Annotated in this window: 25 protein-coding genes; 18 read left to right on the top strand and 7 right to left on the bottom strand. The window is 42.6% G+C overall.

Going from position 1 to position 26,926, the window contains the following annotated elements; translation table 11 throughout:
- Positions 1-265: 265 nt before the first annotated feature.
- Together M3080_RS06465 and M3080_RS06460 are read right to left on the bottom strand one after the other, a co-directional pair.
- A complete protein-coding gene (locus M3080_RS06465; protein ID WP_249092388.1) occupies positions 266-841 on the bottom strand; it encodes a recombinase family protein in 576 nt (191 codons plus the stop codon).
- 146 nt (positions 842-987) lie between these two features.
- Complete coding sequence (locus M3080_RS06460; protein WP_249092387.1) at positions 988-1,704, bottom strand: hypothetical protein; 717 nt, start codon at positions 1,702-1,704, stop codon at positions 988-990.
- A 116-nt stretch (positions 1,705-1,820) separates the two neighbouring features.
- Here M3080_RS06460 and M3080_RS06455 point away from each other — a divergent pair, with 116 nt between their 5' ends.
- From M3080_RS06455 to M3080_RS06400, 12 genes are all read left to right on the top strand, one after another.
- Complete coding sequence (locus M3080_RS06455; RefSeq protein ID WP_249092386.1) at positions 1,821-2,072, top strand: hypothetical protein; 252 nt, start codon at positions 1,821-1,823, stop codon at positions 2,070-2,072.
- Entirely contained in the window at positions 2,059-2,535 is a 477-nt protein-coding gene (locus M3080_RS06450; protein ID WP_249092385.1) for a hypothetical protein, read from the top strand. The genes M3080_RS06455 and M3080_RS06450 overlap by 14 nt, the downstream gene beginning before the upstream one ends.
- Entirely contained in the window at positions 2,528-3,151 is a 624-nt protein-coding gene (locus tag M3080_RS06445) for a LexA family protein (RefSeq protein ID WP_249092384.1), read from the top strand. Before M3080_RS06450 ends, M3080_RS06445 begins: the two co-directional genes overlap by 8 nt.
- Positions 3,088-4,416, top strand: coding sequence for a Y-family DNA polymerase (locus M3080_RS06440; protein ID WP_249092383.1), 1,329 nt, complete (start codon positions 3,088-3,090; stop codon positions 4,414-4,416). Before M3080_RS06445 ends, M3080_RS06440 begins: the two co-directional genes overlap by 64 nt.
- A gap of 88 nt (positions 4,417-4,504) precedes the next feature.
- A complete protein-coding gene (locus tag M3080_RS06435; protein WP_249092382.1) occupies positions 4,505-4,651 on the top strand; it encodes a hypothetical protein in 147 nt (48 codons plus the stop codon).
- A gap of 203 nt (positions 4,652-4,854) precedes the next feature.
- Positions 4,855-5,676 (top strand): hypothetical protein, encoded by an 822-nt coding sequence (locus M3080_RS06430; protein WP_249092381.1) that lies wholly within the window; start codon positions 4,855-4,857, stop codon positions 5,674-5,676.
- A gap of 762 nt (positions 5,677-6,438) precedes the next feature.
- Positions 6,439-10,473, top strand: a complete 4,035-nt coding sequence (locus tag M3080_RS06425) for a YadA-like family protein (RefSeq protein WP_249092380.1) — start codon at positions 6,439-6,441, stop codon at positions 10,471-10,473.
- A gap of 253 nt (positions 10,474-10,726) precedes the next feature.
- Complete coding sequence (locus M3080_RS06420; RefSeq protein ID WP_249092379.1) at positions 10,727-10,852, top strand: helix-turn-helix domain-containing protein; 126 nt, start codon at positions 10,727-10,729, stop codon at positions 10,850-10,852.
- Positions 10,853-10,879: 27 nt separating this feature from the next.
- Positions 10,880-11,887 carry an IS3 family transposase gene (locus M3080_RS06415; protein ID WP_249092378.1) on the top strand — a complete coding sequence of 336 codons (1,008 nt, stop codon included), beginning with the start codon at positions 10,880-10,882 and terminating at the stop codon, positions 11,885-11,887.
- Between the two features lie 829 nt (positions 11,888-12,716).
- Positions 12,717-12,977 carry a hypothetical protein gene (locus M3080_RS06410; protein ID WP_249092377.1) on the top strand — a complete coding sequence of 87 codons (261 nt, stop codon included), beginning with the start codon at positions 12,717-12,719 and terminating at the stop codon, positions 12,975-12,977.
- A gap of 814 nt (positions 12,978-13,791) precedes the next feature.
- The gene (locus M3080_RS06405) at positions 13,792-15,834 is read left to right on the top strand and encodes an N-6 DNA methylase (protein WP_249092376.1); all 2,043 of its coding nucleotides are present in this window, start codon (positions 13,792-13,794) and stop codon (positions 15,832-15,834) included.
- Positions 15,831-17,003 carry a restriction endonuclease subunit S gene (locus M3080_RS06400; protein ID WP_346429233.1) on the top strand — a complete coding sequence of 391 codons (1,173 nt, stop codon included), beginning with the start codon at positions 15,831-15,833 and terminating at the stop codon, positions 17,001-17,003. Before M3080_RS06405 ends, M3080_RS06400 begins: the two co-directional genes overlap by 4 nt.
- Before the next feature lie 111 nt (positions 17,004-17,114).
- Here the strand turns inward: M3080_RS06400 and M3080_RS06395 are convergent, their stop codons facing one another.
- The 5 genes from M3080_RS06395 to M3080_RS06375 form a co-directional block, all read right to left on the bottom strand.
- Positions 17,115-17,789 (bottom strand): tyrosine-type recombinase/integrase, encoded by a 675-nt coding sequence (locus M3080_RS06395; protein ID WP_249092375.1) that lies wholly within the window; start codon positions 17,787-17,789, stop codon positions 17,115-17,117.
- Positions 17,790-17,981: 192 nt separating this feature from the next.
- A complete protein-coding gene (locus M3080_RS06390; RefSeq protein WP_249092374.1) occupies positions 17,982-20,408 on the bottom strand; it encodes an AAA domain-containing protein in 2,427 nt (808 codons plus the stop codon).
- Positions 20,409-20,694: 286 nt separating this feature from the next.
- Entirely contained in the window at positions 20,695-21,324 is a 630-nt protein-coding gene (locus M3080_RS06385; protein ID WP_249092373.1) for a LexA family protein, read from the bottom strand.
- Positions 21,317-21,784 carry a S24 family peptidase gene (locus M3080_RS06380; RefSeq protein ID WP_249092372.1) on the bottom strand — a complete coding sequence of 156 codons (468 nt, stop codon included), beginning with the start codon at positions 21,782-21,784 and terminating at the stop codon, positions 21,317-21,319. The genes M3080_RS06385 and M3080_RS06380 overlap by 8 nt, the downstream gene beginning before the upstream one ends.
- The gene (locus tag M3080_RS06375; RefSeq protein WP_249092371.1) at positions 21,771-22,016 is read right to left on the bottom strand and encodes a hypothetical protein; all 246 of its coding nucleotides are present in this window, start codon (positions 22,014-22,016) and stop codon (positions 21,771-21,773) included. The genes M3080_RS06380 and M3080_RS06375 overlap by 14 nt, the downstream gene beginning before the upstream one ends.
- A gap of 326 nt (positions 22,017-22,342) precedes the next feature.
- Between M3080_RS06375 and M3080_RS06370 the strand changes: the two genes are divergently transcribed.
- The 6 genes from M3080_RS06370 to M3080_RS06345 all read left to right on the top strand — a co-directional run bounded on the left by M3080_RS06370 (position 22,343) and on the right by M3080_RS06345 (position 26,924).
- Entirely contained in the window at positions 22,343-23,410 is a 1,068-nt protein-coding gene (locus M3080_RS06370) for a hypothetical protein (RefSeq protein WP_249092370.1), read from the top strand.
- A 360-nt stretch (positions 23,411-23,770) separates the two neighbouring features.
- Positions 23,771-24,049, top strand: coding sequence for a TraA family conjugative transfer protein (traA, locus tag M3080_RS06365; RefSeq protein ID WP_249092369.1), 279 nt, complete (start codon positions 23,771-23,773; stop codon positions 24,047-24,049).
- 15 nt (positions 24,050-24,064) lie between these two features.
- A complete protein-coding gene (gene traL / locus M3080_RS06360) occupies positions 24,065-24,364 on the top strand; it encodes a type IV conjugative transfer system protein TraL (protein WP_249092368.1) in 300 nt (99 codons plus the stop codon).
- 6 nt (positions 24,365-24,370) lie between these two features.
- The gene (locus tag M3080_RS06355) at positions 24,371-24,976 is read left to right on the top strand and encodes a type IV conjugative transfer system protein TraE (RefSeq protein ID WP_249092367.1); all 606 of its coding nucleotides are present in this window, start codon (positions 24,371-24,373) and stop codon (positions 24,974-24,976) included.
- An 80-nt stretch (positions 24,977-25,056) separates the two neighbouring features.
- Complete coding sequence (locus tag M3080_RS06350; RefSeq protein WP_249092366.1) at positions 25,057-25,779, top strand: TraK domain-containing protein; 723 nt, start codon at positions 25,057-25,059, stop codon at positions 25,777-25,779.
- Positions 25,776-26,924 (top strand): TraB/VirB10 family protein, encoded by a 1,149-nt coding sequence (locus tag M3080_RS06345; protein ID WP_249092365.1) that lies wholly within the window; start codon positions 25,776-25,778, stop codon positions 26,922-26,924. The genes M3080_RS06350 and M3080_RS06345 overlap by 4 nt, the downstream gene beginning before the upstream one ends.
- The last annotated feature ends 2 nt before the right edge of the window (positions 26,925-26,926 follow it).

Here is a 26,926-nt window from a genome sequence, read left to right as displayed (position 1 = left end):
AGCCGTTGACGCTTGAGCCGGGGAAGGTCTCTTTGAATGGTTAGCAAATCCTCGTCGGTTGCGTTATCCGTCGAACTCACCATGTAGCCAATGGCTGAATATTTTCCTTTCCCAAACCAATGACGGCGCGCATCCAAAAGAATCATGTAGATCACGGCCACTTTGACACGTTTTTTGCCCTCCAGCTTGAACGCTTGGAATTAGGACTTGTCAGAATTCGAGGAATAACGCATTTTAGATCTATCTTAAATTGATGGTTCGTGTGTTAGGCGCTTTGTTTGAGGTATTTATAAAGCGTTTGCCGGGAAATGTTAAGCTTCTCGCAGACCTTTGTCTTGGTAAAACCTTCGTCAATGAGTTTGCGGGCTTCCTGCATTTTGTCCGGATCGATGGGCTTGCGTCCTTTATAAACCCCGCGCGCTTTAGCTAAAAGGATCCCTTCGCGCTGGCGCTCCCGGATTAGGGAGCGTTCAAACTCCGCCACGGCTCCCATGATGGACATAATGAGTTTGCTCATGGAAGAGGTTTCAGCACCGGGATTCAAACAAATATTTTCCTTTAAGAAGTGAACAGTGATGCCCTTCGATTGCAAACGTTTCGTGGTGGCCAAGAGATCATCCAAATTTCTGGCCATTCGATCCATCGACGCCACATAAATGATGTCGCCTTCCCGGACATAATCCATCATTTGTTGAAAACCGGGGCGTTCTAAATTTTTCCCGGATAAATGATCGGTGAAAATTTTGTCCGGGCAATACGCTTTGAGCGTTTCCAACTGACGATCCAAATTTTGGTCATCGGTGCTCACGCGAGCGTAGGCAATTTTGGCATAACTACTCATTTTGTCAATTTAGGCTAGTCAAATGACATTTTTGTCTAATTAAACAAATTATCTACTCTAAATTGACACTTTTCAATGAATACAGCAATGTCTAATTACGGTGTACCCCATATTGACTTTACCAGGGCACTTTTCATTCGCTGAAATTAAGAAATTTTTAGGAAAGCGCAAAGCTTTTGATAGTCTTCTTCCAATACTTGATCGGAAGGGTAGTGATCTATTTCTTTTAAGAACCACAATTCTTCAGGATGGAGCTTCGCTAAGAAGGCGCGTAACTCAATTTTGACCATCCGGTTGACTTCCGCCTCGCGGAATAAGACCGAGTGAAAGAGTCCGGCCAAGGTTGATATTTTCTGAAACTGCTTAAACTCGCTAATGCGGGCCTCTACAAAAGCCAACAAGCTATTGTCGCCAGGCGCCACCGGTTCAAAAGTCGAATTGGGATTGGTGGGCCAATCGATGTTCTTTGACTTCAAAAATTCTAGCCATTGAAGACCATACTCGCAGCCGATAAACCAACTCACCTGATTCCATACGTTTTGCGTATGAAGCTCGACCACTTTATCAAAGAGTTCCGAGGTTAGCTGATCGTTGGCGATAATCTCTCGCTTGAGCCCGGCCAGATCTTTGAATTTTCCCTCATAGAGCAAATCCAAAACCGCTCGGAGGTGGTTGGCCACATTCCGCGTCCCGGATAACCGGGCAACTTCTTTGTCCGTCTCAACCCCATAGTCACCGAAGAACGCCGTTTCCGTATCGGCCAAGGCCGGATACGTCCAGTCCACGCTCGCGTGGTGGGTGTCCCCCGGAGTGTTGAGAGCGCAAGGGCATTGAAGTGCGTGAAGGCCAGTGATGTATTGCATGATTCTTAGAAGTTTAATGAAAAGAACAGATTTCTGAAAAATTTTGGCTTTTCTATGATTATGTAATACAATATCAAATAAATAGGGAATTTCAGTATTTCGCAAGGGGTGACAACATGACAGGAGTGAAGTTTTATTTACAAGCGAAATTACACGGAATGCGCAGATTCTCAGGTATTTCGGTATTTGGGGCGCAGTATCAACGACCAAATTACCGGTTGCAACGCAATAAAGACTGGATGAGTTTTTTTGATTCTGAAAGCGTTGCCAACGATGTGAAGGCCAAATTGGAAAACCGCTACCCTAAAGTCATTTTTAAAGTGAAAAAGGACAGTCATTATGGAAATACGGGCTATGGATTTAATTGATAAAGAAGATCAAAACAAGCGTATAAAAATTGTGGCTCGTTTTTTGACTGAGCCTAATGAACCGGAGCGGACATACATTTATGGGCCTGGTAATGCTTTTGAGATCGAAGAAGATCAAGTTTCTGGTGTTATGGTCTATGCTGCCGATGACGCATTAGCTCCCGACATTGAAAAAGGGATGCGTCTTTTAGTGAACACGGCCATTAAATCTTATGACGGGGATGACTTTTATGTTTTTGAAAGGGGAGTGGGAAAGCCTAAAGACATCGCCAAATTAGTCCGTAATGTTGACGGTAGCTTTACTTATATTTCCGATGTATCGAATCCACAACGAATACCTGATCTGGAGAATCTTGTCTTTCTAGGAAAGGTGCACGAAGTGCAAATACGCATACCTTTTATGGGCTATGCCAATGAACATGAAATCCCGACAGCCAATCTCAAGGAATACAAAAATGACTAAAGGACGCGGTGGAAAAAGAGACAACGCCGGGCGAAAACCGCTCGGTGACAAGATTTTGGCCGCCACCATCATCGCTCGGGTAACACCCGGACAAAAAGAAACCTTCAAAGCCAATGGAGGCGGACAGTGGCTACGACTGGCGCTGACTAATTTAAAAGAAAACCAGCGATCCATCCCTTCCTGGGCTCAAGCTGTTATGCCGGTGCATCATGCGTCTGTGCCATTATTTGAGTATTCTGTCCAAGCGGGTTTCCCATCACCAGCCGAAAGCTACAAGGAAACGTTGGACTTCAATGACTTGTTGATTGAAAACGCCCCGGCGACCTTTGTGTTGCGTGTTTCCGGGCAGTCGATGATTGACGCTGGCATGTGTGACGGCGATCTCATGGTGGTGGATCGCTCCAGGACGCCCAAAAACAACGATATTGTTGTCATGCAAATTGACAACGATTACACCGTCAAGCGCTTTATCAAAACCTCAGATGGTTTTTATCTGAAGGCGGAAAACGCCTCCGGCCTCTATCCGGATATTTACCCGAAAGAAGGGGAGCAGTGGATGCTTTTCGGGGTGGTGAATTATGTGATCAAACCCATGACAGCCACGAGAATGGGGTGATCATGTACGCGTTGATTGATGGCAATTCTTTTTACGCGTGGTGCGAGCGAGTTTTCCGGCCGGATCTTTTAAAACGGCCGGTTGTGGTATTAAGCAACAACGATGGCTGCATCGTGACATTAACGCGGGAAGCCAAAGCCTTAGGGCTAAAGAGGGGAACTCCACTATTTAAAGTTAAAGATATTGTCGAGCGGTACGACGTGGCCGTCTTTTCGAGCAATTATGAGCTGTATGGGGATATGTCCGGTCGGATGATGCGAAGCATTGCATCGCTGGTTCCAGAAATTGAGGTCTATTCCATTGACGAGTGTTTTGCCAATTTAACCGGACTGACTTGCAATCTGTCGGATCTCGGTAAACAAATCCGGCAGCGGGTTTGGCGCTGGGTGGGGATCCCGTCCTGCGTTGGCATCGCCCCTACAAAGACTCTGGCCAAATACTGCAATCACTTGGCCAAGCATATTCCTGGCTTTCATGGTGTTCTCAATTGGAATGATTTAACGCCCGAACGGCAAAAGAAGGCCTTGGCCTACGAGCCGATTGACGAAGTGTGGGGAATTGGATCCCAATTAAGTAAGCGCATGATTAAGCTTGGGATCGAAACGCCCCTGGCGCTCGCTCAAGCACCGGAATCTCTGATTAAACAATTCTTTCCGGTTACCGTCCTTCAGACGGCCCGTGAGTTAAGAGGCATCCCTTGCATTGAATTTGAGCCTGTGGCACCTACTCGGCAGCGTTTAGTGCGAAGCCGAAGCTTTTCGAAGGACGTGTACAGCAAAGATGATTTATTAAGTGCATTAACGATGCACACTGAAGAAGCTGCGCAAGTGTTGCGAGCTGAAAAACTCAAAACGAGCCGGATCGGTGTTTTCATTATTTCCAATTACTTCAAATTGGAAGTCCCCCGGTACTATGGGTTCGATGTTGAGGATCTTGGAATTCCGGTAAACGACACCCCAACTTTCATGAATGCCGTTGTAAAGCTCCTCGACAAGCTTTATCGACCGGAAATCGCTTACAAAAAGGCGGGGGTCTCACTGGAGAACATCCAACGCGAGAACGAAATCGAGCAAGATCTCTTTGCTTTTGAAAATGACCGGGCGGATCGCCTGTCGGCCGTCATCGATCAGCTCAATAATCGTTTTGGGAAAGGCACAGTCAGTTTTTCAACCATCAAGAGGGAAGGGGAGGACTGGAAAATGAAACGGGAACACCGCAGTCCGTCCTATACCACACGTTTCAGCGAAGTTCTAGCCGTGGGCTAGTTTTGTCGCATGAACGACACAATCAACCGGTTTTGTCATTTTCATAGGCTAAACTGCAAGCCTCTCTCATTCAAAGGATCTTGATGCGATGGAAAACATCGATGTTGAATTGGTGGTGATGGTGGTGGCTGTTATGGCTTTCGCCTGTATTTTTATTAGCGGCTTGCTCCGAGGAAATTCTTCACCCACAACCGGTGAAGGTTGGATTGAAGCGATTAAAAAGACCCGCCGATAATCTTTCCGCTATCCAAAGTAAACTTCTCACTGTTTACTGAATAGGAGGATAGCGATGAAATATGAAGTTCTTTCTGCCCGGTTGGAACCGACTGTGCTCGGTTGGAATCAAAACTGCTTTGTTTTTACTTCTTACTCCCTTTAAAGAAGGACATTTCATAGGTCAAGCCGTCTAATTGATTATTTGATTTAAACCAATAGTCTGTGAAGCAAAAATACATTCAAGATGTTATAGCGGCGTTACAATTTGTAATTATTGTCCTTTCGGGAAAAGCTGACATGACCTCCAAACTCACAACCCCCCCCCTACGAATTAAATGTTTTAATTCGGTAGCCAAGAGAAAATTCAAGAATTTCTGTAAACAGCATCTCACCTCTGAAAATGGCAGACTTCGTTCTTGGGATAGTTGTTATTTATTTTTCCAAAATAATTTCGACGCACTTGCTTCAAGTAAACCATCTGAAGAACTCTTACAACACGCCGAAGCTGAATTAGGTTTTTATCTTGCCAGTTATGGAATGTATCGTTCCTCAACGGTTCTCTTCCATCATAATCATTCAGTCTACCGTCCCATAATTAAACGACTTTTTAAAGTTGTCTCTAAACAAGGTATCAGGCCTTATGAACCAATTGTTTCGGCCGAGACTATTAAAAATTTATTTAATGCAATTCGTGCAGGCTTTAAAGAATCTGGTCTAAACATTAAGTCAGAAAGAATACTTTTCACAAAAATCTTGATGGGAGTATTTGGGTGCATCCCAGCCTTTGATTCTATTTTCAAAGAATCCATCAATAAATTTAAATCTAAGAATTCAAAGAATACGCTGATTAAGCAACTAACTGTTGGACTTAAGACAGGTCCTCAGACATGGATAGATTTCGCTAACGCACCTGAAGTTCAAGAGTTTTTTAAAGATATTTGTCCTGAATTTATAGATGAAAATGCGCGCGTTAAAAAGTATCCAATCATGCGCGTAATTGATCTTTATTTTTGGTCTCAAGAAATTGGCAAAAACAACCTGTAATGTGGAGCGAATACCATGAACCGCATTTTTAAAGCTTTCTTCAATAGAAATAAGTGTTGCTGTGTTGTTAGTAGTGAACATTCCAAAGCTAAATCGAAAATAGTGTCATCTTCTCTGGTTGGTGCTTTGGCGTTATTGATAAGTATTAGTCCTGCCTATTCTTTTGTACGAATTGTGGGTGTTCATAATGCAAATGCATATTCTGGATCTGATGACTATAGCGGTACATATCATTTATTTAATAACGTAGAAATAGAATTCACAAATTACAGACAAAACATGGGTGGTGCATCACAAAATCAACATGGTGTTATTAGTGCTCACATTAATCAAAATCTGAACAATAATAGTTTCTCCATAGGTGGTATTGAAAATATGCCGGATAGCCAAACGGTTTATTTTGGATACGGCGATAGTTATGGAGGATTTTTTAGAGATCTAAAAGAAGGGGAATCCGTAGGATTTGTAGATTCTATTTCAGCACAAGAACAAAATGGAAATTATTCGTATACTATCAAATATTCAAAAGTATCAAAGGACGAAAATGGGAAAATAAGCATTGTTTACAATGGTCGAGAATCATTTACTTGTAGTAACACGGATTCAAATTGCCCAATATTTACTGGATCATTGGATTCTGATGACAGAGAAAAAATTCAAGAAATATCTTCTCAAATCTCAAGTTATCTAACAGGAAATGTCACTGGAGGAAGTGAATCAAGGTACCAATATAACGGCTCTGTAGCGAGACGATTAACTGGTGTGGCCAAAGGTGAAATTAGTGCAGATAGTTATGATGCAATAAACGGAAGCCAGCTATACGAACTACAACAACAAATCGCAACTGGAGGTAACGAGTATCTAAGCGTTAACGCAAGCGACGAAGAAGCCTCCCCTTCTACCTCTGCTAAAGCTATCGGAGCTCGATCCACTGCTCTTGGTGAAGGAGCAACTGCAAAAGGTTCTCAATCATTGGCTGTTGGTTATAAAGCGTCTGTTGAAGCGACAAATTCGGTTGCATTGGGTGCTAATTCCAACGTTTTTAGCTCAGATATCAAGGCATCTGAAACTTCAGGCGTTGTATCTGTCGGCAGTTCTGATGAAAGTACAGGTTTTAAACGACGTATTATCAATGTTGCCGATGGTATTAATAACTCCGACGCAGCAACGATCGGTCAAGTCGGTTCCATCAGTCGTTCAAACATTAAAAATAGCCTTGAAAATATCTTAGGGGTCACTGTCACAGATAATGGTACATCTATGACAGCCGGCAACATTGGTCAAACCGGAGAAACGACTGTCAGTGGCGCTATTTCTAGTATTAAATCGTCAGTTGGCAATAAGTTAGATCCAAACTTGGGGAATTTGTCTGAAGATGGTAGAGATGAGATCGCTCAAATTGCCAAGGGCTCTGTCAAAGTAAAGGCAGGTAATCACGTCACGGTATCATCAGAAAGTGACGGGTACACGGTGAACGTGGTCTCCGACGGAACCGTGAAGGGTAGCGTAGACGATCATTTGGTTACTGGAGCGACAGTTGCGTCGGCCATTGATACTGAAACTCGGGTGTCCACTGATGGAAACTTTATCAAGTCCAATACGTCGGCAGCGCAGAATTTGACGGCGTTGGATTCTGAAATCAAAGAAAATGAAACGGCCATCGTTGCCAATACAGTTGCCATTGGCACTAAGGCCAACAACGACGCCACAGGAATTGATTTATTGGCATGGCAAAACACGCTGGGAAATGGCAAAGTAGAACAGGGAAATACCGGATTGGTGGCCGGCGGAACGGTTTATGATGCCATTAGCGAAACCTTTGGAAATTTAGATGGCACGACTCAAGGTGATGCCGTTAAAGATCAGGCCCAACAAGCGATTAACGTCAAAGCTGCAGAAGGAAATCAGTATTTGTCTGTTACGAAGACTTCTGATGATCAAACCAATATTGATACCTATTCAATCGGCTTGACAATGGCGGACAGAATTGGGGGAGCCGCAGAAGGTTTGGTTTCTTCAAGCATGGTCTTTAATGAGGTGCGCCCTGTTAAAGACGGTTCAATTGTTCGTCGTGACGCAACCACGGGAGACAACTTAACGGCGTTAGATACCAATCTGTCTGCGTTGGGAACAAATTTTGGTTCATTATCCACAACCGTGACCAACCTGCAAAGTCTTCAAGGGCTGACGTTAACAGGAGAAACGAAGATCAAAAATTTGGCTTCCAACTCTTTCACCATCATTGGAGGTCAACATATTGCCGCGGAAAAGACCACCTCCGATGATTTGGTCTCTTGGACATTAAACGTCGATGACACTGGAACAATTAGCGAAGATAGTGATAAGTTGGTGACCGGCCAGACCGTTTATAACTATGTGAAAGATTTCACTACAGGTGCTGGGTTTGCCACCATTTCCGGTGACAACATTGAAGTGGGTAGCTGGATTTCTGTCCTAGGCACACCCAAAGATATCTCGCCAGTATCCACAGAGAACAACCGGTTTATTACTGGTTCCGAACTTTTTAATGAAGTGCATATCGGTACTGACGGGCAGTATGTGAAGGGGCAAAACACAGTTGCCGGGAATTTAACCTCTTTAGATGCTCAATTGGGCTTAGTCAGTCGCAATGTCTTTGACTCCCAAGGAAATTTGGTGCTTGCCACGCGATCGTTGGATAACCTTTCTAGTGACGGTGTTGAACGTTTAAAGAGTTCTGTTGGTGTCGTAGGGGATGGGGAATTTCTTGCCATCTCTAAGAGCGATACCCAAGACGGCAACACTCGAAACTACGCCTTGTCTTTGAAAACAACTGAAAATGCAGCCGATGGTGAAAATGCGTTGGTAACGAGCGATACTTTAGACGAGGCGCTGAAAAATCAGAACACCTCCATCACTGAGGGTCTTTCAACGAAGGCGGACGTTGACGCCGGCAATTTGTCTGATGCCAATGTTCAGCAGTGGCAAGCCAAGTTGGGCAATGGGGCTGTGGTCGAGGGGAACGCCGGCCTCGTCACAGGCGGAGCTCTTTTTAGCGAAGTTCGCCCAGCTGAAGATGGCACATATGTTTCAAGCACCCAGACTACCGCGACTAATTTGACTAATCTTGATCAAGGTCTTGTAAGACTAGATCAAAACAAGGCCAATGTGAATGCGGACAATATCGCCAACTATAAGGGTGAATGGTTAACGGCTTTAGGTGGATCCATTGCAAATGATCAAACAGGTTTAGGTTTCGTGACCGGCAATGCCATTTATCAATGGGGAACACCGGAAAGCAGGGTGGAACCTTATTATGCAATTTCATCTGGTTACACTGTTGGTCAAAACCTTGTCGCGTTGGACGACAAGTTAAGTGAAGTTCAACAATCTATTCCTACCAATGCCTTGGATACTTCGTTGAGTAATCTGACGGAAACGGGCAAGGGGACTATCGCCAGCATTGCCTACGATAGCTTAAACATCTCAGGTAGCGGGTTAATTACCGTTGCCAAAGAAAACGGAGGTTTCACCATTGGTGGAGTCTCAGCCGGTGAAATCGCTCAAAACAGTTCAGGTCTGGTAACCGGTGATCAGGTTTGGGATGCTTTGCAAGGGATCTCTATTTCCGAAGACGCCATTCAGGAAGCGATCAACAACGCATTGACGAATAATGACATTTTCCAAGACGCCGTTTCGGAAGCAGTCATCAACAATAGCAATGTCCAGGTGGCGATCAATAATGCTTTGCAAAGTGAGCAAACGCTGAATAACATCGCGCAGAATATGAAACCTGTAGGTCAAGTGGCTAGTGACGACGAACGAGCTGTTAGCGGACAAAATGTCTATAACTACTTGCATTCAGAATCCTTAGGTTTGGGCGAAGGATCAACGGTAACGGGAACAAACGCCTTTGTTTATGGAAACGGAAGCACTGTTTCTGGTAATAATGCGGGAGGATTCGGATCGGGAAGCACGGTGGCGGCTAACAATGCTTACGCAGTTGGCAATAACAATAAAATCGCCAGCGGCGCAGACAATAGTTTTGCCATAGGCAATAACAACACGATTAATGAAAACGCGTCAAATACCTTCATTTTAGGCAGTAACGTGACGACTTCTGCACAAAATGCCGTGGTTTTAGGCGCGGGGTCCGTCGGTGTGAGCAATGCAGTTAGTGTTGGTTCAAGTACTGTTAAGCGCAAGGTTGTGAACGTTGCCGCTGGTGATGTGTCGGCCGGCAGCACTGATGCTGTCAACGGTGGTCAACTTTATGAAACCCAACAGGCAATTGCTCAGAATTCAAGATCGATTCGCCAAGTTGCTCATTCGTTGAAGAAAGATATCAACCGTGCGGCCGCTAATGCCGCAGCCATGGCAGCGCTTCAACCTTTGGGGTTGGATGAAGACCACAAGTGGTCAGCGGCTGCTGGCGTAGGCAACTATTCTGGAGAACAAGCGCTTGCCGTCGGTGTGTTCTACAAACCGACAGAAAACGTCATGGTTAACTTCGGTGGTTCGGCTGCGACGGGAGGTGATGCTATGGTTAATGCCGGTATTGCTTACCGCTTCGGCGCTCCGTCGTCTTATAACTCAATGTCAACTTCCGCTTTGAAATCGAAGGTCGTAGCTTTATCGGACCATAACCGCTCACTGGAAATGCAGCTTAGAAGTGCTCAAATCCGTGAACAAAGTATGGCTGAAAAAGTTTCCAAATCTCAAAAAGAGCTGGAAGATTTGAAGAAAGAAGTTGAAATGATGAAACGAGCCTTAGGATTGCAACCGAAGGCTATGAAGACAAACTATAAAAGTAATTAACCGCTAATCGGATAGGAGGTAGGCAGTTATTCTGTCTACCGTCCTTCCACACCACCCATCGTACGGTTCCGTAATGGGCGGTTATTAATAACTTCCTTGAGTACGTTTCTTATAAACATCCCCAAGACAGACCCATCCTTTTCGATGAAGAAAGCCATTGGTAAGCGTCGTTGCCAGTATCCAGCTGAAGTAAGGTTGTAGATTCGGAATTTTGATCCTGAATTTTTTAAAATAAAGCATTGAAAGGATCAAGATGAAACAACTTTCCCAAGAATTTAAAGCTTCCGTTATTGAGCGTATTCGCAATGGTGAGTCCCAAATGGGTGTCGCCAAAAGCCTGGGAATCAGTTGTAAGACGGTTAACAGCTGGTGGACGTAGGCCAAACAAGAACTTCCCCAAGAACAGTTGTCTGCCGAACAAGAAATTGCCCGCTTGAAGAAACTTCTGCGCGAAAGGGAAGCTGAGATCGACTTCTTAAAAAGCGACGGCGTACTTCGCCAAAATGCCCTAAAGAAGTACGTCTATTTAAAGCGCTGCATTGAGCGTGCAGAGATAGGGCGTCACTGTTATCTGCCCATTACTCGAGCCTGTCAGTTACTTCACGTGAGTGCTAGTGGCTTCTATTCGTGGTCGAAATCGGATCAACAACACCGTCATGGTGTGGTTCACACCGATGAGTTCATCCTGACTGCTGTTAAAGGTTTTATCAAGCAATCACGAGGCTATACACCGGGATTGATGAGTTGTTATCGTCATCTCAGAAAACAAGGCCTGAGCATTGATTACAAACGGTTAAGACGCATTATGCGAGACAATGGTTTGTATCATCGCTACCATCGTAAATATGTCAAAACGACTGACAGTGAACATCAATTGAGCTGTGCGAGCAACCTGCTTGATCGTCGCTTTGATGACTTTGGCATCAATGAAGCCTGGTGCGGTGACATCTCCTACATTCCGACCAAGCAAGGGTGGCTTTATCTAGCCAGCGTCATTGATTTAGGTACACGGCGTTTAGTGGGTTACAGCTTCGGCAGTCGAATGACTCAGTCTCTGGTTGTTGAGGCCTTGCAGAAGGCTTATGACAACGAGCTACCTGAGCGAGGTTGTCTTTTCCATAGCGACAGGGACTCACAATATTGCAGTCAAGCGTTTCAAGCGATGCTTCAAGAATATGGTTTTCGCAGCTCGATGAGTCGACGAGCACAGTGTTGGGATAACGCGGCTGCTGAATCGTTTTGGGCAACTCTGAAGCGGGAAACGTTGCCGGTCAAGCAGTGCTTTAATTCCCGAGCAGAGGCTCAGGCTCAGATACAACAATGGATTTTCTATTACAATGGCAAACGTCCGCACTCAAAGTTAGGGATGATGTCCCCTAATGAGTATTTTGTCAGCCTTTTAAAGGCTAATTGACTGGGCATTTAATCAGATCAAATATTCCGAAAATTCAACCCTCTTCCAATGTTTATAGGAAAAAGCTTTCATTTGGACATTATTTTTGTGTAAGGATTGGATCAACTTTCTGCTAACAAGCATTGTTGTTAATTTTAGAATCAGATAGAAATTAGTGCCTTATTTCAATAAAAATTAGAACACCCTTTGTAATTTTCTCCAATCTCTGATTTATTATTGCTGTTTTGAAGCGTTATTGACGTTAGGTATACAATAAAGTTGAGAATGAGTTGTTTAAGGAGGCGCTTATGATTACAACGGCCGTTCAGCGTGGATCGTATGTGTACGTATACGGAGAGAAAAACAGACAGCTATATAGCAAGCAGGGCGAATTAGTTGGTTTTACCGGTTCTGCGGTATCTGTTAAGAGGGGTAGCTATGTCTACGTTTATGATGAAAAAGGTAGACAAATTGGCTCTCATTACACAAGATAAAGCATCGCTCAAAGATTGAATGCTTATTAATTTGAACAGGTTCAATCCTTTATTTGCTAATTGGGCTTTCAGGTGACTGCGTAGCAGAAACAAAAAGCCCTTTTTTGTATCAATCGCCTTATTCAAGCCATAGCAGTTACCAAGGAAGCGCTGTATTCCTAATAGTAAAACGCTCAATGCTTTTGAAATCTTTTTCATTATAGTAAGAATGGCGGATGCAAAATATCTATTTAATCCCGATCGAGCGGTTGTAGAGATAACCCCTCGAGTCTTCCATTTTTCATCGCAATAGCATAGATTTTTTTATTAAACTTTCTGTACTTAACGTTTTCTTTAAATTTACCTTGGAGATAAATATGTCCAAACAAGAGATCACGTTATTTACAAACCGTTCGTCAAAGGGAGATATGGTTCAAATTCCCGCTAAAGGGTATGCACGCATTGAAGCTAGCGGCCCCGGTAATGCCAATTGCCACGGAATGCGCTATAACGAAAAGCGCACTTCAGGTGTTGGTTTTACAATCCTCCCTTGCTCTCCACTATCTGTTAAAGAAGGCGAATGGTTAATGTTTCGCGATGCAAAAAACATGGAAAGAATTTACTTGGAAATTCGATAAGTTATGGATACGTGAAACCAGAGCTGACAGAAAGGTGTTTTACTACCACCGGTGGCGTATGTTGAATATAAAAAATGGTAAACTGAAAGCCCAGAGGTTGTTTGATGGTCCAAAGAAAGTCATCGCGTTTGCTGACGAGTCGCGGTCAGCCTTGGAATAAGGACAACTTCTGGTGCGAGTGGGAAAGACAGTGGTTCGCTCTTTCTTTTAATCTCAGAAGCGGCGATTTTGTTCTGAGCATTCGCATGTTTGAAAAAAGGCTGATTGTACCCATGGGAAGTCGGCGCAAATGCTGGAAGTTCGCCGCCCAGCACTGGATGTTCAGCCTTTTTTCTGTCACCTTAATGATTTGGGGACTCCGGTGTCAGCAGTGACCTTTCTAATGGATGTCAAGTGAACTTTAAAATGACCCCGTTCAACGCCCTTTAAATTGATCCCCTAAAATTATTCAGTCAAAGCTATTCCTGCAGCTCTAACTGATGTTAAAAATCCTTCTTTCCAACCAACTGGGCTATCTGATCATGCGCGAAGGAGAAGGCTATTGTCCCAATAAGACAATAACTATTTGAAAGCAAGGAATTAAGATCTTCAGCAAACTCAATGAAAAGGGGCGAGATCCAAGGATTCGTCCCTAAAAATTTTTTAAACATAACTCAACATAAGTATCCATATGTTGCGCAAAATCTCAACAAGCAGGCATCAAGTAATGGTTTTGTGATTATTGACTTTAATACTTTGTATTAAGATGATTAGTGTATTATGGATTCTCGTGTGTTTATATGTACTTTAGCTTCCAAAAAAGCTTATAACAACTATGGCAAAGACAACTCAATCTATCGAACCAAATATTGCAGATTTAGCTAATGGTTGGCTTAAATCCTACGGTCTTGACTACAAGTTAGAACAAGAAAGTTTAAATTCTGAAATTGATAAAGCACTTGACAATTATTTGTCTAAAAGTGGGGGGCTAGGTGGTAATCGCCCCGATGCCAAATTGTTGTTACGAGATAAAGAGCTTAATTATTGGCCTGTACTCATTGAATATAAAGGTTACAAAGACAGACTAGTAAAATTAGACTCCGCCGGCAACGTTGACAATCTAACGCCCAAAAAACAACCTAACTTCAAAAATATTAACTCCTATGCTGTTAATGGCGCCGTTCATTATGCTAATGCGCTATTACATCACACCAGTTACACAGATATCATTGCTATTGGTATGACTGGTTACAAAGATGAGTTAGGGAAGATTCGGTATCAAATCGGCGTTTATTACGTATCTAAAAAGAATTTAGGTGTCGGACAAAAAGTTGATGAATATACTGATTTTTCATTCTTAGCTCCCTCTCAAGTTGACAAATTTATTGAAAAGGTTAGGAATCTTAGTTTGTCTGCCGAAGAACTCGAACAACTAAGAGAAAAAAGAGAACAAGAGATCTCCGCCAGCTTAACGAAACTTAATAACGACATTTACCAAAACGAAAAAGGGCTGACTGAAAACGACCGTGTGTACTTGGTTGCCTCTTCAATCATTGCAACGCTTGGCATCCCAGGCAAGGTCAAACCATTAGAAAAAGAAGACTTAAAGTGCTCAACCGAACAAGGGGAAACTGATGGGGAAATTATCCTCAGAAAAATTAAATCCTTCTTGAAAGAGAAACAACTCCCCGAAAATAAAAGAGAACTTATTGTAAGAACTTTACAGAACACATTAACAAGCGACAATCTGAATAAAGTCGTTGATGGTGAAACACAACTAAAACGTGTATTTAACAAGATCGTTGATGATCTGGGAATGTATTACAAAATCGGTTTAACAACAGATTTTACCGGTAAGCTATTCAATGAAATGTACGGTTGGCTTGGTTTTTCCCAAGATAAACTCAACGACGTTGTTTTAACACCTTCATATGTCGCGACTCTTTTGGTCAAACTAGCCCGTGTCAATCGTGATTCTTACGTATGGGATTTTGCCACTGGTTCTGCTGGTCTCCTCGTAGCAGCGATGCACGAAATGCTTAACGATGCTAAAGAACACTCTCATTCTCCAGCCGAACTCACCAAAAAAGAAGCCCAAATAAAAGCGGAGCAACTTCTTGGAATTGAAGTTCTTCCAAGTGTTTATATGCTGGCCATCCTCAACATGATTCTTATGGGAGACGGTAGTTCTAACATTCTCAATAAAGACTCCTTAACTGATTTTGATGGTAAATATGGATTTGGTAAGACCGGGCAAGATTTCCCCGCTGATGCTTTTGTACTAAATCCCCCTTATTCCGCTAAAGGCAATGGGATGATTTTTGTTGAGAAAGCTTTATCAAAAATGAAAAAAGGCTATGCAGCAATCATCATTCAAAACTCTGCCGGATCAGGAAAAGCTATTGAATACAATAAACGAATTCTAGAAAAGAATACATTACTTGCCAGTATCAAAATGCCTGGAGACCTTTTTATTGGTAAATCCAGCGTGCAAACAAATATTTATGTTTTCCGGGTCAGTGAGCCCCATCAGAAAGATGATATTGTCAAATTTATTGACTTTTCCAATGATGGGTATACAAGAACCAACCGAAAGAAAGCCAGTGTTAATCTAAGAGATACTGACCACGCCAAAGAAAGATACGATGAGCTTGTTCAAGTGGTTCGGTATGGTAAGAAAAAATTTAAATATCTTTCGGAAAAAGATTATTACGAAGGAACGATTGACCCTGAAAATGGTGCAGATTGGAATCAGTCTGCACCTGTGGATACCAAACCTACTCTCGCTGATTTGAAAAAGACAGTGAGCGATTATTTAGCTTGGGAAGTTGCTAACTTACTAAGAAATTCTAGGAGTGATGATTCTCTGGGAAAATAGCGTCCCCACTTAACAAAAAACTTGAACAGGTTAAGTGGGGTGAATTTAAAGTAGGTGATTTATTTGAGAAATGCCCCATTGGATTAAAAGAAAATTTCGATAAACAACGCGATATTTCAACCGAAAGAAACCAAGAATTTAATTTGCCCCTAGTCAATGCTAAGCATGGTAATAATGGTGTTATGTATTATGGGCGTGAAGATGAATGGGATTCTGTCACCATGTCTATTGACATCGTTAATGACGGTGCCATTTCTACTGGAGACGTCTACCCTCAACCTCAAAAAACCGGAGTCTTATACAACGCCTATTTAATCAAAGCCAAATACAGTCGTCTCAACAATTCAAGACTTTTAATGTTTTTATCAACTGCGATTGGTAAAGCTATTAAACATCTTTATGGTTACGAGAAAAAGGCTAGTTGGGAACGCGTTAAAATCAATTCTATTTTGTTACCTGTACTATCCAATGGAGACATTGATTTTGTTTTTATGGAAAGGTGCGTAGCGGAGCTGGAAGCGGAGCGCATGGCGGAGCTGGAAGCGGAGCGCATGGCGGAGCTGGAAGCTTATCTAACCGTCACTGGATTAAAGGACTATGAGCTGACAGAGAAAGAACGTTTTGCGATTGATAATTTCAATACTAAGAGTTGGTGTAAATTCCCCATCCAGAATTTTATTACACCTCTTTCTGGAAAAAGAAAACTAACAAAGGATGACTTAACCAATGACGGAACCGTGGATGTTTTCTCGTCTGATTCCTCAAACAATGGCATTATTGGTCAAACAGATTTAGAAGCCGATTACCTGGTATCAGAAAACATCCCCTTCTATATCGTTTTTGGTGATCATACACGCTCAATGAATATTGCCAGGAAGAATTTTTCTGTGACAGATAATGTAAAAGTGTTAGTGCCAAAATTCAAAAAAATCAGCGAAGCACTATATATTTGCTCCGCTTGGAAAAAGGCTATCCCAAACCTAGGTTACTCTCGTCATTGGTCTGTTGCAAAAAATAGTATTGTCGTATTACCTGCTTCTGATGATGGGCTACCTGACTTCAACACTATGGAAACTCTCATTTCCGCAGTAAAAAAACTAGTCATTAAAGATGTTGTTGAATATGCTGACAACAAAATTGAGGCTACAAAAAAAGCTATCAATAAATAAGTTTGTTGTAATTGGTTGAATTTTTCGTTTGAAATGCACACAATTGGGATTTATTGAGTTAAAGGACTCGTTCCTAAACTTAATAAATCCCCCCCCCCTACTTCAATCTACTCAAAAGAGTCGAACACCTCGAGTCGCTTCCTTTGCTCGATCTCTATCCCGCTTATCGTACCGTTGGGTTGTAAGAATGCTAGTGTACCCCATATTTTCTCGAACAATGTTGGCATCATTACCATTTTCAAAAAGCCTTGTAGCGAACGATCGACGGAGGTCGTGGGGTGTAAAAGCGCCGCCGCCACTTTCCTCTACCCGCTTTTTTAACATGAAATAAACTGCGGATTCTATAAGTGGTCTTAGAGTATCTAGGTGGCCACCCTTGTAAATAGCGCAAAATATATCGGGACATAAAACCAACCGTTCCTTATTCCCCTTTCCAATTACTCTAACTGACCAGTTATCCCGGTCAACACCATCGAGTCGAACATTAACTATATCTGCCCGGCGAAAACCGCAGCCGGCACCAAGCGCCAAAATCGCAGCGTCACGAATACCCTTTACACTCTCCCCGTCTTCGCAGCGGAAAACAATTTTGGCCATTTCCATTGGTTTGAGCGCTCGTCCTCTTTCTACTCTAGAACCTCTTACCCCCATAATGGACTTGATGGTTATCCAAGTATGATCGCTGTGCCCATCATTGGAAAGCCAATCCTTTAACAGGGAAATTTTCAGATTAATGGTTGATGGCGCCTTCCCCTGCTCTACCAAACGATTCTTCAGGAAAACCATTTCCGGATATTGGATCTTTGACCATAGGAGTCATCCAGATTAGCCCAATCTTCCCCGTTGCGGAGCGTTTGAAATTATCTTTAAATCCTCAATTACCGATTATGAAGGGCATAAAATCGCTGCATATTGTCGCGTAGCCTAGAGATAAAGACGAAAACCCCCGATGTCTTAATACCAATTCCGCTAGCCCTTTCATATTCGCTCTTCTTTATTGCGCTGACAATAAATAGAATTTAAGAACGACCTTAATTGAGACTGCTCACCTCCTACTACTGTATCCGTGCGGAATCGAATCAAGGGAACATTCAGGCTTTTAAGAATATTGTCTTTTAGGTTATCTCTTTCGGCTTGCTTTGTCCCTTTTTCATGAAATGACGCACCGTCGACTTCAAAGGCAGCAAGCGGTTGGTTATTCATCCGATCGTAAAGCAGAAAATCTAATCTGGAACCATTTCTCATGAAGCGCTTTTCTTCTTCACTAAACCCAGCAAAACTAGATGGTAAAAGCCTTAATGGATATTCCTGAATAAAAGACCAACTGCACATCGGTAGCTCTTTAAGAAGCGACCCCAACAACTCTCGGAAAATCGCTTCAGCTGGTGACTCCCCTTTCTTAGTTTTAATGGTTACGTTGTCATCTTTCCGATAAAGCACATCAAACACTGAACGAAGATTCGATTGTGAAATTTTGCGGGATTCTGGATCCAAGTGACTGATGTATTCAATCAAAGCACCGATATTGGAGTCTTTTTGATCAGAAAGTGGCGCAGAAACCAAAATAAATTGGTCCTTTGCACGAGAAACAGCCACATTGATTAAATTCGGATCATCAATAAAGGCATCCGCCCTATTACGAACAACATCAAAAATAATGACATCGGTTTCACGTCCCTGAAATCGATGGACGGTATCCGCAATAACTTTTGAGCTGCTCTGATTAATTTTGTAGGCATGAGCACGATAAGGAGCAATGACTCCAATATTTGAATCTGCCAGTCCCTGCTTTTTCAATTCTTCTATTTTTTGGCGAGTCTCTTGTAACTGCCGATCATTAAAGTAGCTTCCCGCATCCGTTCGAGTCACTCGAGATTCAGTCATTTGTACCCATTCGAAAGGCTTTGAATGATGGAGGCGCTTAGTCATAGCAATGAGTTCGCCACCATAAAAGCGTCGGTTGCAGAATTCAATAATGTCTGGGTGACAGCGATAATGCTCTCTCAAAATGGTGACTGGCAACCTCTCCCCCATACTGGCAATGACTGAATCCAAAATTGTTTTCTTTGTGGCATCAAACTCTTCCGGGACCTTGGGTAACTCGTCTGATTTACTCTTTACAATCATTGGCAGCTGTTTGGAGTCCCCAACGATCACCGCCTGTGCCGCGTAATTTAAACAAGCTGCTCCGGCCGCAGCGCTTACTTGTGATGCTTCGTCAATAATCAAAAAATCAAACAACCGCTTCCAGGGAGACGAAAACGGCATCACAAAAGTAGAAGCTATTACGATTGGATAGCGCCGATAAAGAGCAGCGTTACTGCGATAGCGCTCAGGAGAAAATGGGCGATCAACTACCCTTGTGGAATACCGGTCATAGATCTTACGTAAGAGATATTGTTTGGAAAGATCAATGAGTCTTCTTTCATCTTCCGAATGACTCTTTAACCATTTTTCCAAATCAGCCGCTTCCCTTTGAAGGCTTTTTTGCTGCACTTGGGCTCTTGCACAAATGACGGCATCCAAGAAAACATCCATCTGTTTTTGAATTTCTTCATGCTGCCGAACACCATTTAAAAAGAGCTCAAACCGCGACCAGTAATACTTAAGTGACTTCTCTGGCACTGAAAGGGCTCGTACATAGTGCTCAATCTCTCTAAGACTGCCAACCGAACGTTGAGATAGTTGATTAAACCAAGGACTATCTTTGATTTTTCGACCATCTTTTTCAGCTTCTTCAATAAAAACAGAACCTTGGAGTTCCAGTTCATGGAGTTCTTTCCTAATATTTTGCAAAAGAAGCTGCTTTTCATAATAGGTGTCAACTATCTGCCCCAACTGAACGATTTCATTGGGCTTTAACTCAAAATCGCCCCATGCATCTTGCAACTTTATTTTCGGCAAATCAGAGAAAAACTTTTCACGAATCTTTCTGTTACCCAGTTCTGCAACCAGCCACCCTAACCCAAATTCAGCTTTATCCAACTTTTCTTTAACATTTTCTGTCGCAGCATTGTTATTAGAAGCGACCGCCACCTTTTTTCCTCGGATCATAAGATTGGCGATGATGTTGAGAATAGTCTGCGTTTTGCCAGTTCCTGGAGGCCCTTGAATCACACTCAATGAATTCGATAACGCTTGTTCAACAGCTTTCTTTTGGCTCTGGTTACAACCAAAGGGATAAATTATCGGTTCTTCACCAACTAAATCTGACTTTTTAACTTTTCCGTCTAAATACTGCGTAAGCACTGAGTGGGAATTTATCCCTTCACATTCAATTTCTTCCAAAATAGTTCGAACCGGAGCATAGCTGTTTTCGGACCGACTGGATGAAAATCGCTCCTCACTTTCAGCAAACTGCTTGAAATAATTAATTAACTGAGATTTTTTCCCAAAAATCGACATCTTTAAAACCCAAAAATCCAATACCAATCTGATTAAAAAGTTTAGCCGGCAAAACTTTTTTACACAACCTATTCAACAAATATTCACAAAACCATCCACAATTTTTGGGGATAAATCTGGCTCTATCCATCGTTTTATTTGCTTCTTGACTGCTTAATTTTTTCTATCCACCCGGCTCCGTTCTTAATGCATCTTTCCTGTTTGATCCACTCAATCAAGAAAAGAAGAAAGAAAAACAAAACAATAGAAAGTAGGCAAACCTCTACTATTTGCTCAATACCCATAATTAAGACACCTTTCGAGCCGCAAGTGATTTAATCGCGTAGTTCACAACGCCGAATAAATGCCATTCTTGATCTTCTTCCGGGTAAATATCCTTATAAAGTCCTGAAGAGTTCTCCGCTTTTAAATAAAAACCGTCACTCGTTTTCATAAAGCGCTTGACTGTATACTCATTGTCAATCTGCATCACCACAATATCGCCATTTTTTGGCGTTCTTGAACGATCAACAACAATTAGATCATCTTCAAAAATCCCGGCATCAACCATGGATTCACCGCTGACGCGCAGAACAAATGTCGAAGATTCGTTATTGACAAGCAATTCATTGAAGTCCAATGTTTCCTTGTAGCTTTCCGCAGGCGACGGGAAGCCTGCCTGAACGGAATATTGAAACACTGGCACCGATAGCTGTTTGACTGGATTGACCCTTTGCACCCAATCCGGCAGATCCCGTGACTCCATTACCTCAGGTAAAGTCAGAGCCGAGCGCAACCAATCTCCGCCGCCAAATGTTTTGAAATTTTCTTTCTGTTTAGGCGTCACCCGAGCAATAATCGTTGCCGAGAGTGCTTCATCACCGATGGGCTTTCTACCTGCATTGGGTCGATAGCCTCCTCTTTTTTTATCAGACATGGAAATGGTCTTCCTTATTCGTAAATTTCTCGTTTAGGTCACTTAGTTTCAAACGAGGCACTTTAATCTGAATTTCGTAAACTTTACCAAGAAACTCAAGGTTATCGAGCGTCTTTAAATTCTTTGGATGTGAATAGTCAGAAATATAGCTAAAGCTTCCATCCTCGCAACGGACAAGTTTCGCAATATCGATTAAACGATCTTTTCCCTGATAAAACACATAAATATCATCCCCATCATAGGTTTTAGCAGCCGTGTCAACGAGTAGCCGCATCCCCTTTTCCACAACAGGCGCCAAAGAATCGTCCGATGCATAAACCATGACACTTCGCACGTTATCCTCCAACACTTCAAATGAACCATCCGATCCATAAATGTATGTTCTGGTCGGTTCTCCTGGTTCATCCAAGTATCGGCACATGATTTGAGTCTTGTGAACTTCAGTTTTAATTCCATCCATATCCGGTACTTCCGTATCCCTTATCTTTTTTGATTTTGAAGGACACTTGAGGGTATCGGCTCTGCAACTTGTTCTTAATATCTTGAGCCGCCTCTTCCGTTTCAAAGAAGCTTGTCCAGTTCTTACTTCTTTGCAGTCGATAGTTTGGATTTCTAATTCCATAAACAGAAATCCCTGAGAATCGACTCATTCCATGTAATTTCGCCTGTAAATAGAACTTCACCCCTGTCATGCTTTTTCCCCTTGCGAAATACAAAAATCCTTTACCTATGATTATTGTAATACAATATCAAATAGAAGTAAATCGGTTGAAATTACAACAAAATATCGCGCCTTACCCTTTATTAACTTATCCCATTTATCCTCGTGATTCAGCGATAGAGGATGGGATCTTTGGAAATAATGACATTTCATGGAACGCATTGTTTAGCTTTGCCATTTCGTTCATAAATTTTGACTTATGTCAGATACGCCATACAAGGTCATCATTAGAATTCGCCGTTCGCTTTCCGCCTACTCCCAGCGGAGATTTTTTATGTTTTGCTTAAAAAGAAAAAAATGAAAAACCTCCCTTCTTACAACCTAATAACAATATTAAATTGTGGAAAAGTTAAGGCGCTAAACGGCTCTCACTTCCATTCCAACCATATTTATGATGTGTGTTTTAATGAACTCGACAAAATGGAAATGGAGCACATCATAAAAATGATTGGGCTCTATCCCCTACCTTTCTTTTCTTTAAAAACCGATCGTCGAGCAACAATTACAAAGGAGACAAGCGTTATATCAAGTTTGTGGCGCAGCATTTATTTCTCCAATAAGATTTACAACACCAATCATGCTTTGACTCTAACATCGTTAATTAGCGATCCTCATGAGTTGTACGATAAGTTATCTTTATCTGCAGATCATTGGGTGTTACTAAATCGTCATAATGTGAAAGATGTCCGTCAGGTATTTACACGAATTGGACGTTCTCCCGACAATGGCTGCAATCCTTCTGGAATTGAAAATAATTTACGGATACCGTTCGATAGGATTATTCAAACAAATTTGCCCCACGACATTGTTTCCGCTCTGACAGGGCTTCCCCTTATCAAAGTCAAACAAATACGTGCGGCGTTAATTCACAATGGGTTCTTTTTGAGAAAAAAGAAAGTGCAGAAGCAGGCTCTTGATCGTCATAGCTTTGATCGATTTAGCTTATTTATAGCGGTTTGCTACTTTAAATTATTATCCGTTCTTAATTATCAGCCCATTGAAGCCTATTTAAGGACAATAGAAATCCTTGAGCACGCTCCGACCATAAAGGCAAATATGTCTTCGGAATGCCATCTGTCCGTTAATCTTTATTACTGGCTTAGGGCTCATCATTTATTGCCAACTCTTTTCCAAGATGAACAAGAGGAAATCACGCCTGAGATTTTTCCGGAAAGTGTTCATTCGTATTTTGACCATCAAAATTCGCAACGTATTCCAAACATAAAAAATATGGGCATATTTCCCATCCCTCATGGCTTAGATATTGAGCATAAGCGATTTTTAACAGCCATAAATGAGGCGATTACGTACCGGCAATCGTTAGATAAAGTTCTTTGTCGTTACTATTCCGGCAGTTTCGCATAACTTTCCGACCGCTCTTTTTTGTGCGGTCTTTTTTTTGGAAAAGATTCTCTTTATTCGTCTTCCCCACCATTTTTCGGTACAACCAGTCTTAAAACATTTTTGACATTTATCAAGAATTCTTTTCAAGAGTCGTTCATTGGAAAAATTCAATTTTGCTGTTCTTCATTCATTTTTTTTAAAAAAAATGGATAAGTTTTAAATATTCATCTAATTTCCGCCATTTTTGCTCAGAAAATAGGCTGTCAAGTTAGGGTTATCCCTGAGTTGATTGAGTATTCTTCATTCATGCAGGATTCGCTCCCGTGCTTTTATGCGCTTTGTTGCATAAGGCACTTTTTCAAACAAGTAAAGGAAAACTAAATGAAGAAATCTCTTCCGTTACTCCTCGTATTGGGGTTGGCCTCTTCGGCTGTTTTTGCCGCTAACACCGGTGCCGAATTCTCTCAACTTTACGACATGGTCTATAAGTGGGCTACCGGCTATCTTGGTCGCGCCATCGCTTTGATCTTTTTGTTGGTTGGTCTTGGTATCGGCATTATCCGTGGTTCCATCATGGGCGCTGTCGGATGTGTGGCCGCAGCCATCTGCTTAGTGGTCGCTCCGAGCGTGGTTGAAGGCATCTTAACTGCCATCATCTAATCCGGAAGGAATCCTATGACCTCGCATCGAAATGAAACAGGCCTAGTCCCAGTTCCGAGAGAACTGGATGCTAACGCCAAGATCTTTATCTGGGATTTTGACGTTGCGGCTTTGTTTATTTTCGGGATAGCCATGGGAGTTATGGTTGGTAGCCTGGCTATGGGAGTTATGCTGGGTGTCGTTTTGTCCAAAGTCTGGAGCAAAATCCGACAAGGTCGTGCCAAGGGCTTTGGCATCCATACCCTTTACTGGTATCTGCCCGGTAAACCATTTCGCCGCTCGCCTGAATCATTTCGACGCGATTTCATTGGATAAAACACCATGAAAGCTTACGAACTTATCTCTGCTGACATGGCAGCACGTCTTGGTCTAAAGCGCTTAACACTAACTATGTTATGTGTGTCTTTATTGACGAATTGTTTTTTGGGCGCAATGATCACCTTGAAAGATGAAGCTGTCACTACAGTTCTCATTCCGATAGGGCTTAATGAGTCCACCCATCCGCTTACCGTATCGGATTCACATGTGGACCAAGACTATTTAATGCTCGTTGCTCGTGACCTTTTGTCTTTAGCTATGAATGTCAGTCCGGTCAATGTGGACTTTAATCGAAAGATGTTGCTCAAACACGCTTCGCCATCGAGTTTTGGAACACTTGATGAAGCCCTGGAAGAAAAAGCTTCACAAATTAAGCGCTTAAGAGCAAGTTCCTATTTTGCTGTAGAAAACATGGATATCGATACTAAAAATCTTGTCGTCCATGCTCAAGGAATCAAAAGTCATTTCATTGGCAAAACAGAAACACTTCGACAAAAAACCGATGTTTTAATGCGCTTTAACCTTATTGCCGGCAAGCTTCAGTTGCTGTCTCTTGAAGAGATAGAGCACTTGAAAAATAAAAATTCAGCTGCCGTAGATTCCCATTAATCTCTCATTTTTTCCGTATGAAACACCATTGGACTTTTAGTCTGACAGCCTCTTTTTGTGCCTTATTAAGCCCGATCTCTATGGCCGGAATGGCTCCTGAAAACGATTACGGCTTTGAGTCTGACGCTCAAATTGCTGCCACCGCGGTAGTGCAACCAAAAGGTAGCGCACAGAGCGCACCTTCGTATGCTGTTAGCCTTTCCGGACCTAATCGTATTGCCGTTAAGGGCAAAAAGATCATTAATGCCATCTACGATGCTTCACAACTTGAAGTACAAACGGACTCTCTTACCGGGCAAGTATTTGTTTTCCCGAAAATACAAGATTCTGCCGCTCTCTTTATTACAACGGAGGATAAGGAAACACACGCTTTGACACTTTTGCCTCAGAACGTGCGAAGTCAGGAAATTGTATTGAATGATGAAAGTTCAAAAAGGATAAAAGCTTCTACTTACCCACAAAGAGTGTTTCAAGAAGCCATTGAAACAGCTCCGGATATTGACAATAAAGTAACACGTCTTATTCGTGCATTAGCTCGAAATGAGTTACCGGATGGATTTCATGCCTCAAATCGTTGTGGGAAAGCCTGTCTGAAAACACTCTCATCAGACACTCTAATGGGCAAAGTTTTAATTCATACCAATACCTCTTCCTCAACGATAACGCTTGAAGAGAAGTTTTTTTATCAAAAGAACGTATTAGCCGTTGCGATCGAAAAACCCTCTCTGGCTCCGAACGAACTAACCCGTGTTTACGTTGTCATGAAAAATGAAAATGCCCTCATTTCAGGAGGTCAAGAATGAGCAACTCACAGGTGCGCATTAAGCAATGGGTGACTTTGGCTATTTTGACAACTGTTGTCATTACGTTTGCCATTATTATGGCCATCTTTTCTCAAGGTCGAGAAAAACAAGAAAAGCCCACCCCGGCAACAACAATTAATTTGGACAATCATTCTTTTAACGAAGAGCATTTTGTTACCACCTATGGGGCAAAAATGTCTGAATTGGAAAAAGAAGTTGCTAATCTTCAAGCTCAAATTAAGCGGGAAGAAGAACGTAAAAATCGCGAAGCCAAAGTTAAGGCTCGGGAAGAACGCTTTAATGACGCTTTCGATTCTGTGGAATATGAATCCGTTGGTGACATTACTGCCACCTCCGACAACTCAAACGGTTTTCGCCCTGTTTCCAAGAAAACTCAACCAATTGATGGACCAAGAATTGTCATTAAAAAGGTTAGTGACATCTCGACTGTCGATTCCACGGACAATCATAAAAAAGATGATATCGCCAAGAACCGCACTCGTGAAAAAAAGGCCGATGACTTATTAATAACCGGCAGCTTCGCAAGAGCTCGTCTTCTTAACGGTGTCGAAGCCCCTACCGGCGGCCAAGCTAATGGCAATCCGGTTCCGATGCTTCTTGAAATCAAGGATCCTGCCTTTTTACCCAACCGCTACCGCTCGGATATTAAGCGCTGCATGGTGACGGCAAACGCCACGGGCGACCTAAGTTCCGAACGGGTCTTGGTGCGTTTGGACCGCATGAGCTGCATCACCAACTCTCGAGGCGCCATTGACGTCCGTGTGACGGGCTACGTTACCGGTGAAGACGGCAAAACCGGTCTTAAAGCACGTGTGGTGACACGCTCGGGCCAAGCCATTGCGAACGCCCTGCTTGTGGGCACCTTGTCGGGACTCGGCGAAGCCGTGAGTCTGGCCGCCCAGGATTCCACCACCAATTTCGCAGGCACCGTGACCAATTCCGTCAACAATCCTTGGCGCGCCGGTTTGGGTGACGGCATGAAAGACGCCATGGACCGCGTCGCGGACTATTACCTCAAACTCGCCGACAAGATTTTCCCCGTTTTGGAAGTCGACGCCGGCCGTGATGTGGACATTGTCATTACTCAAAGCTCGTCCATTGTGACCGAGAAATCCATTTTCTAATT

Source organism: Parasutterella secunda (assembly GCF_023336895.1).
In the GTDB taxonomy this organism is placed as follows: domain Bacteria; phylum Pseudomonadota; class Gammaproteobacteria; order Burkholderiales; family Burkholderiaceae_F; genus Aphodousia; species Aphodousia faecalis.
This window is presented reverse-complemented; position numbering and strand designations above follow the sequence as displayed.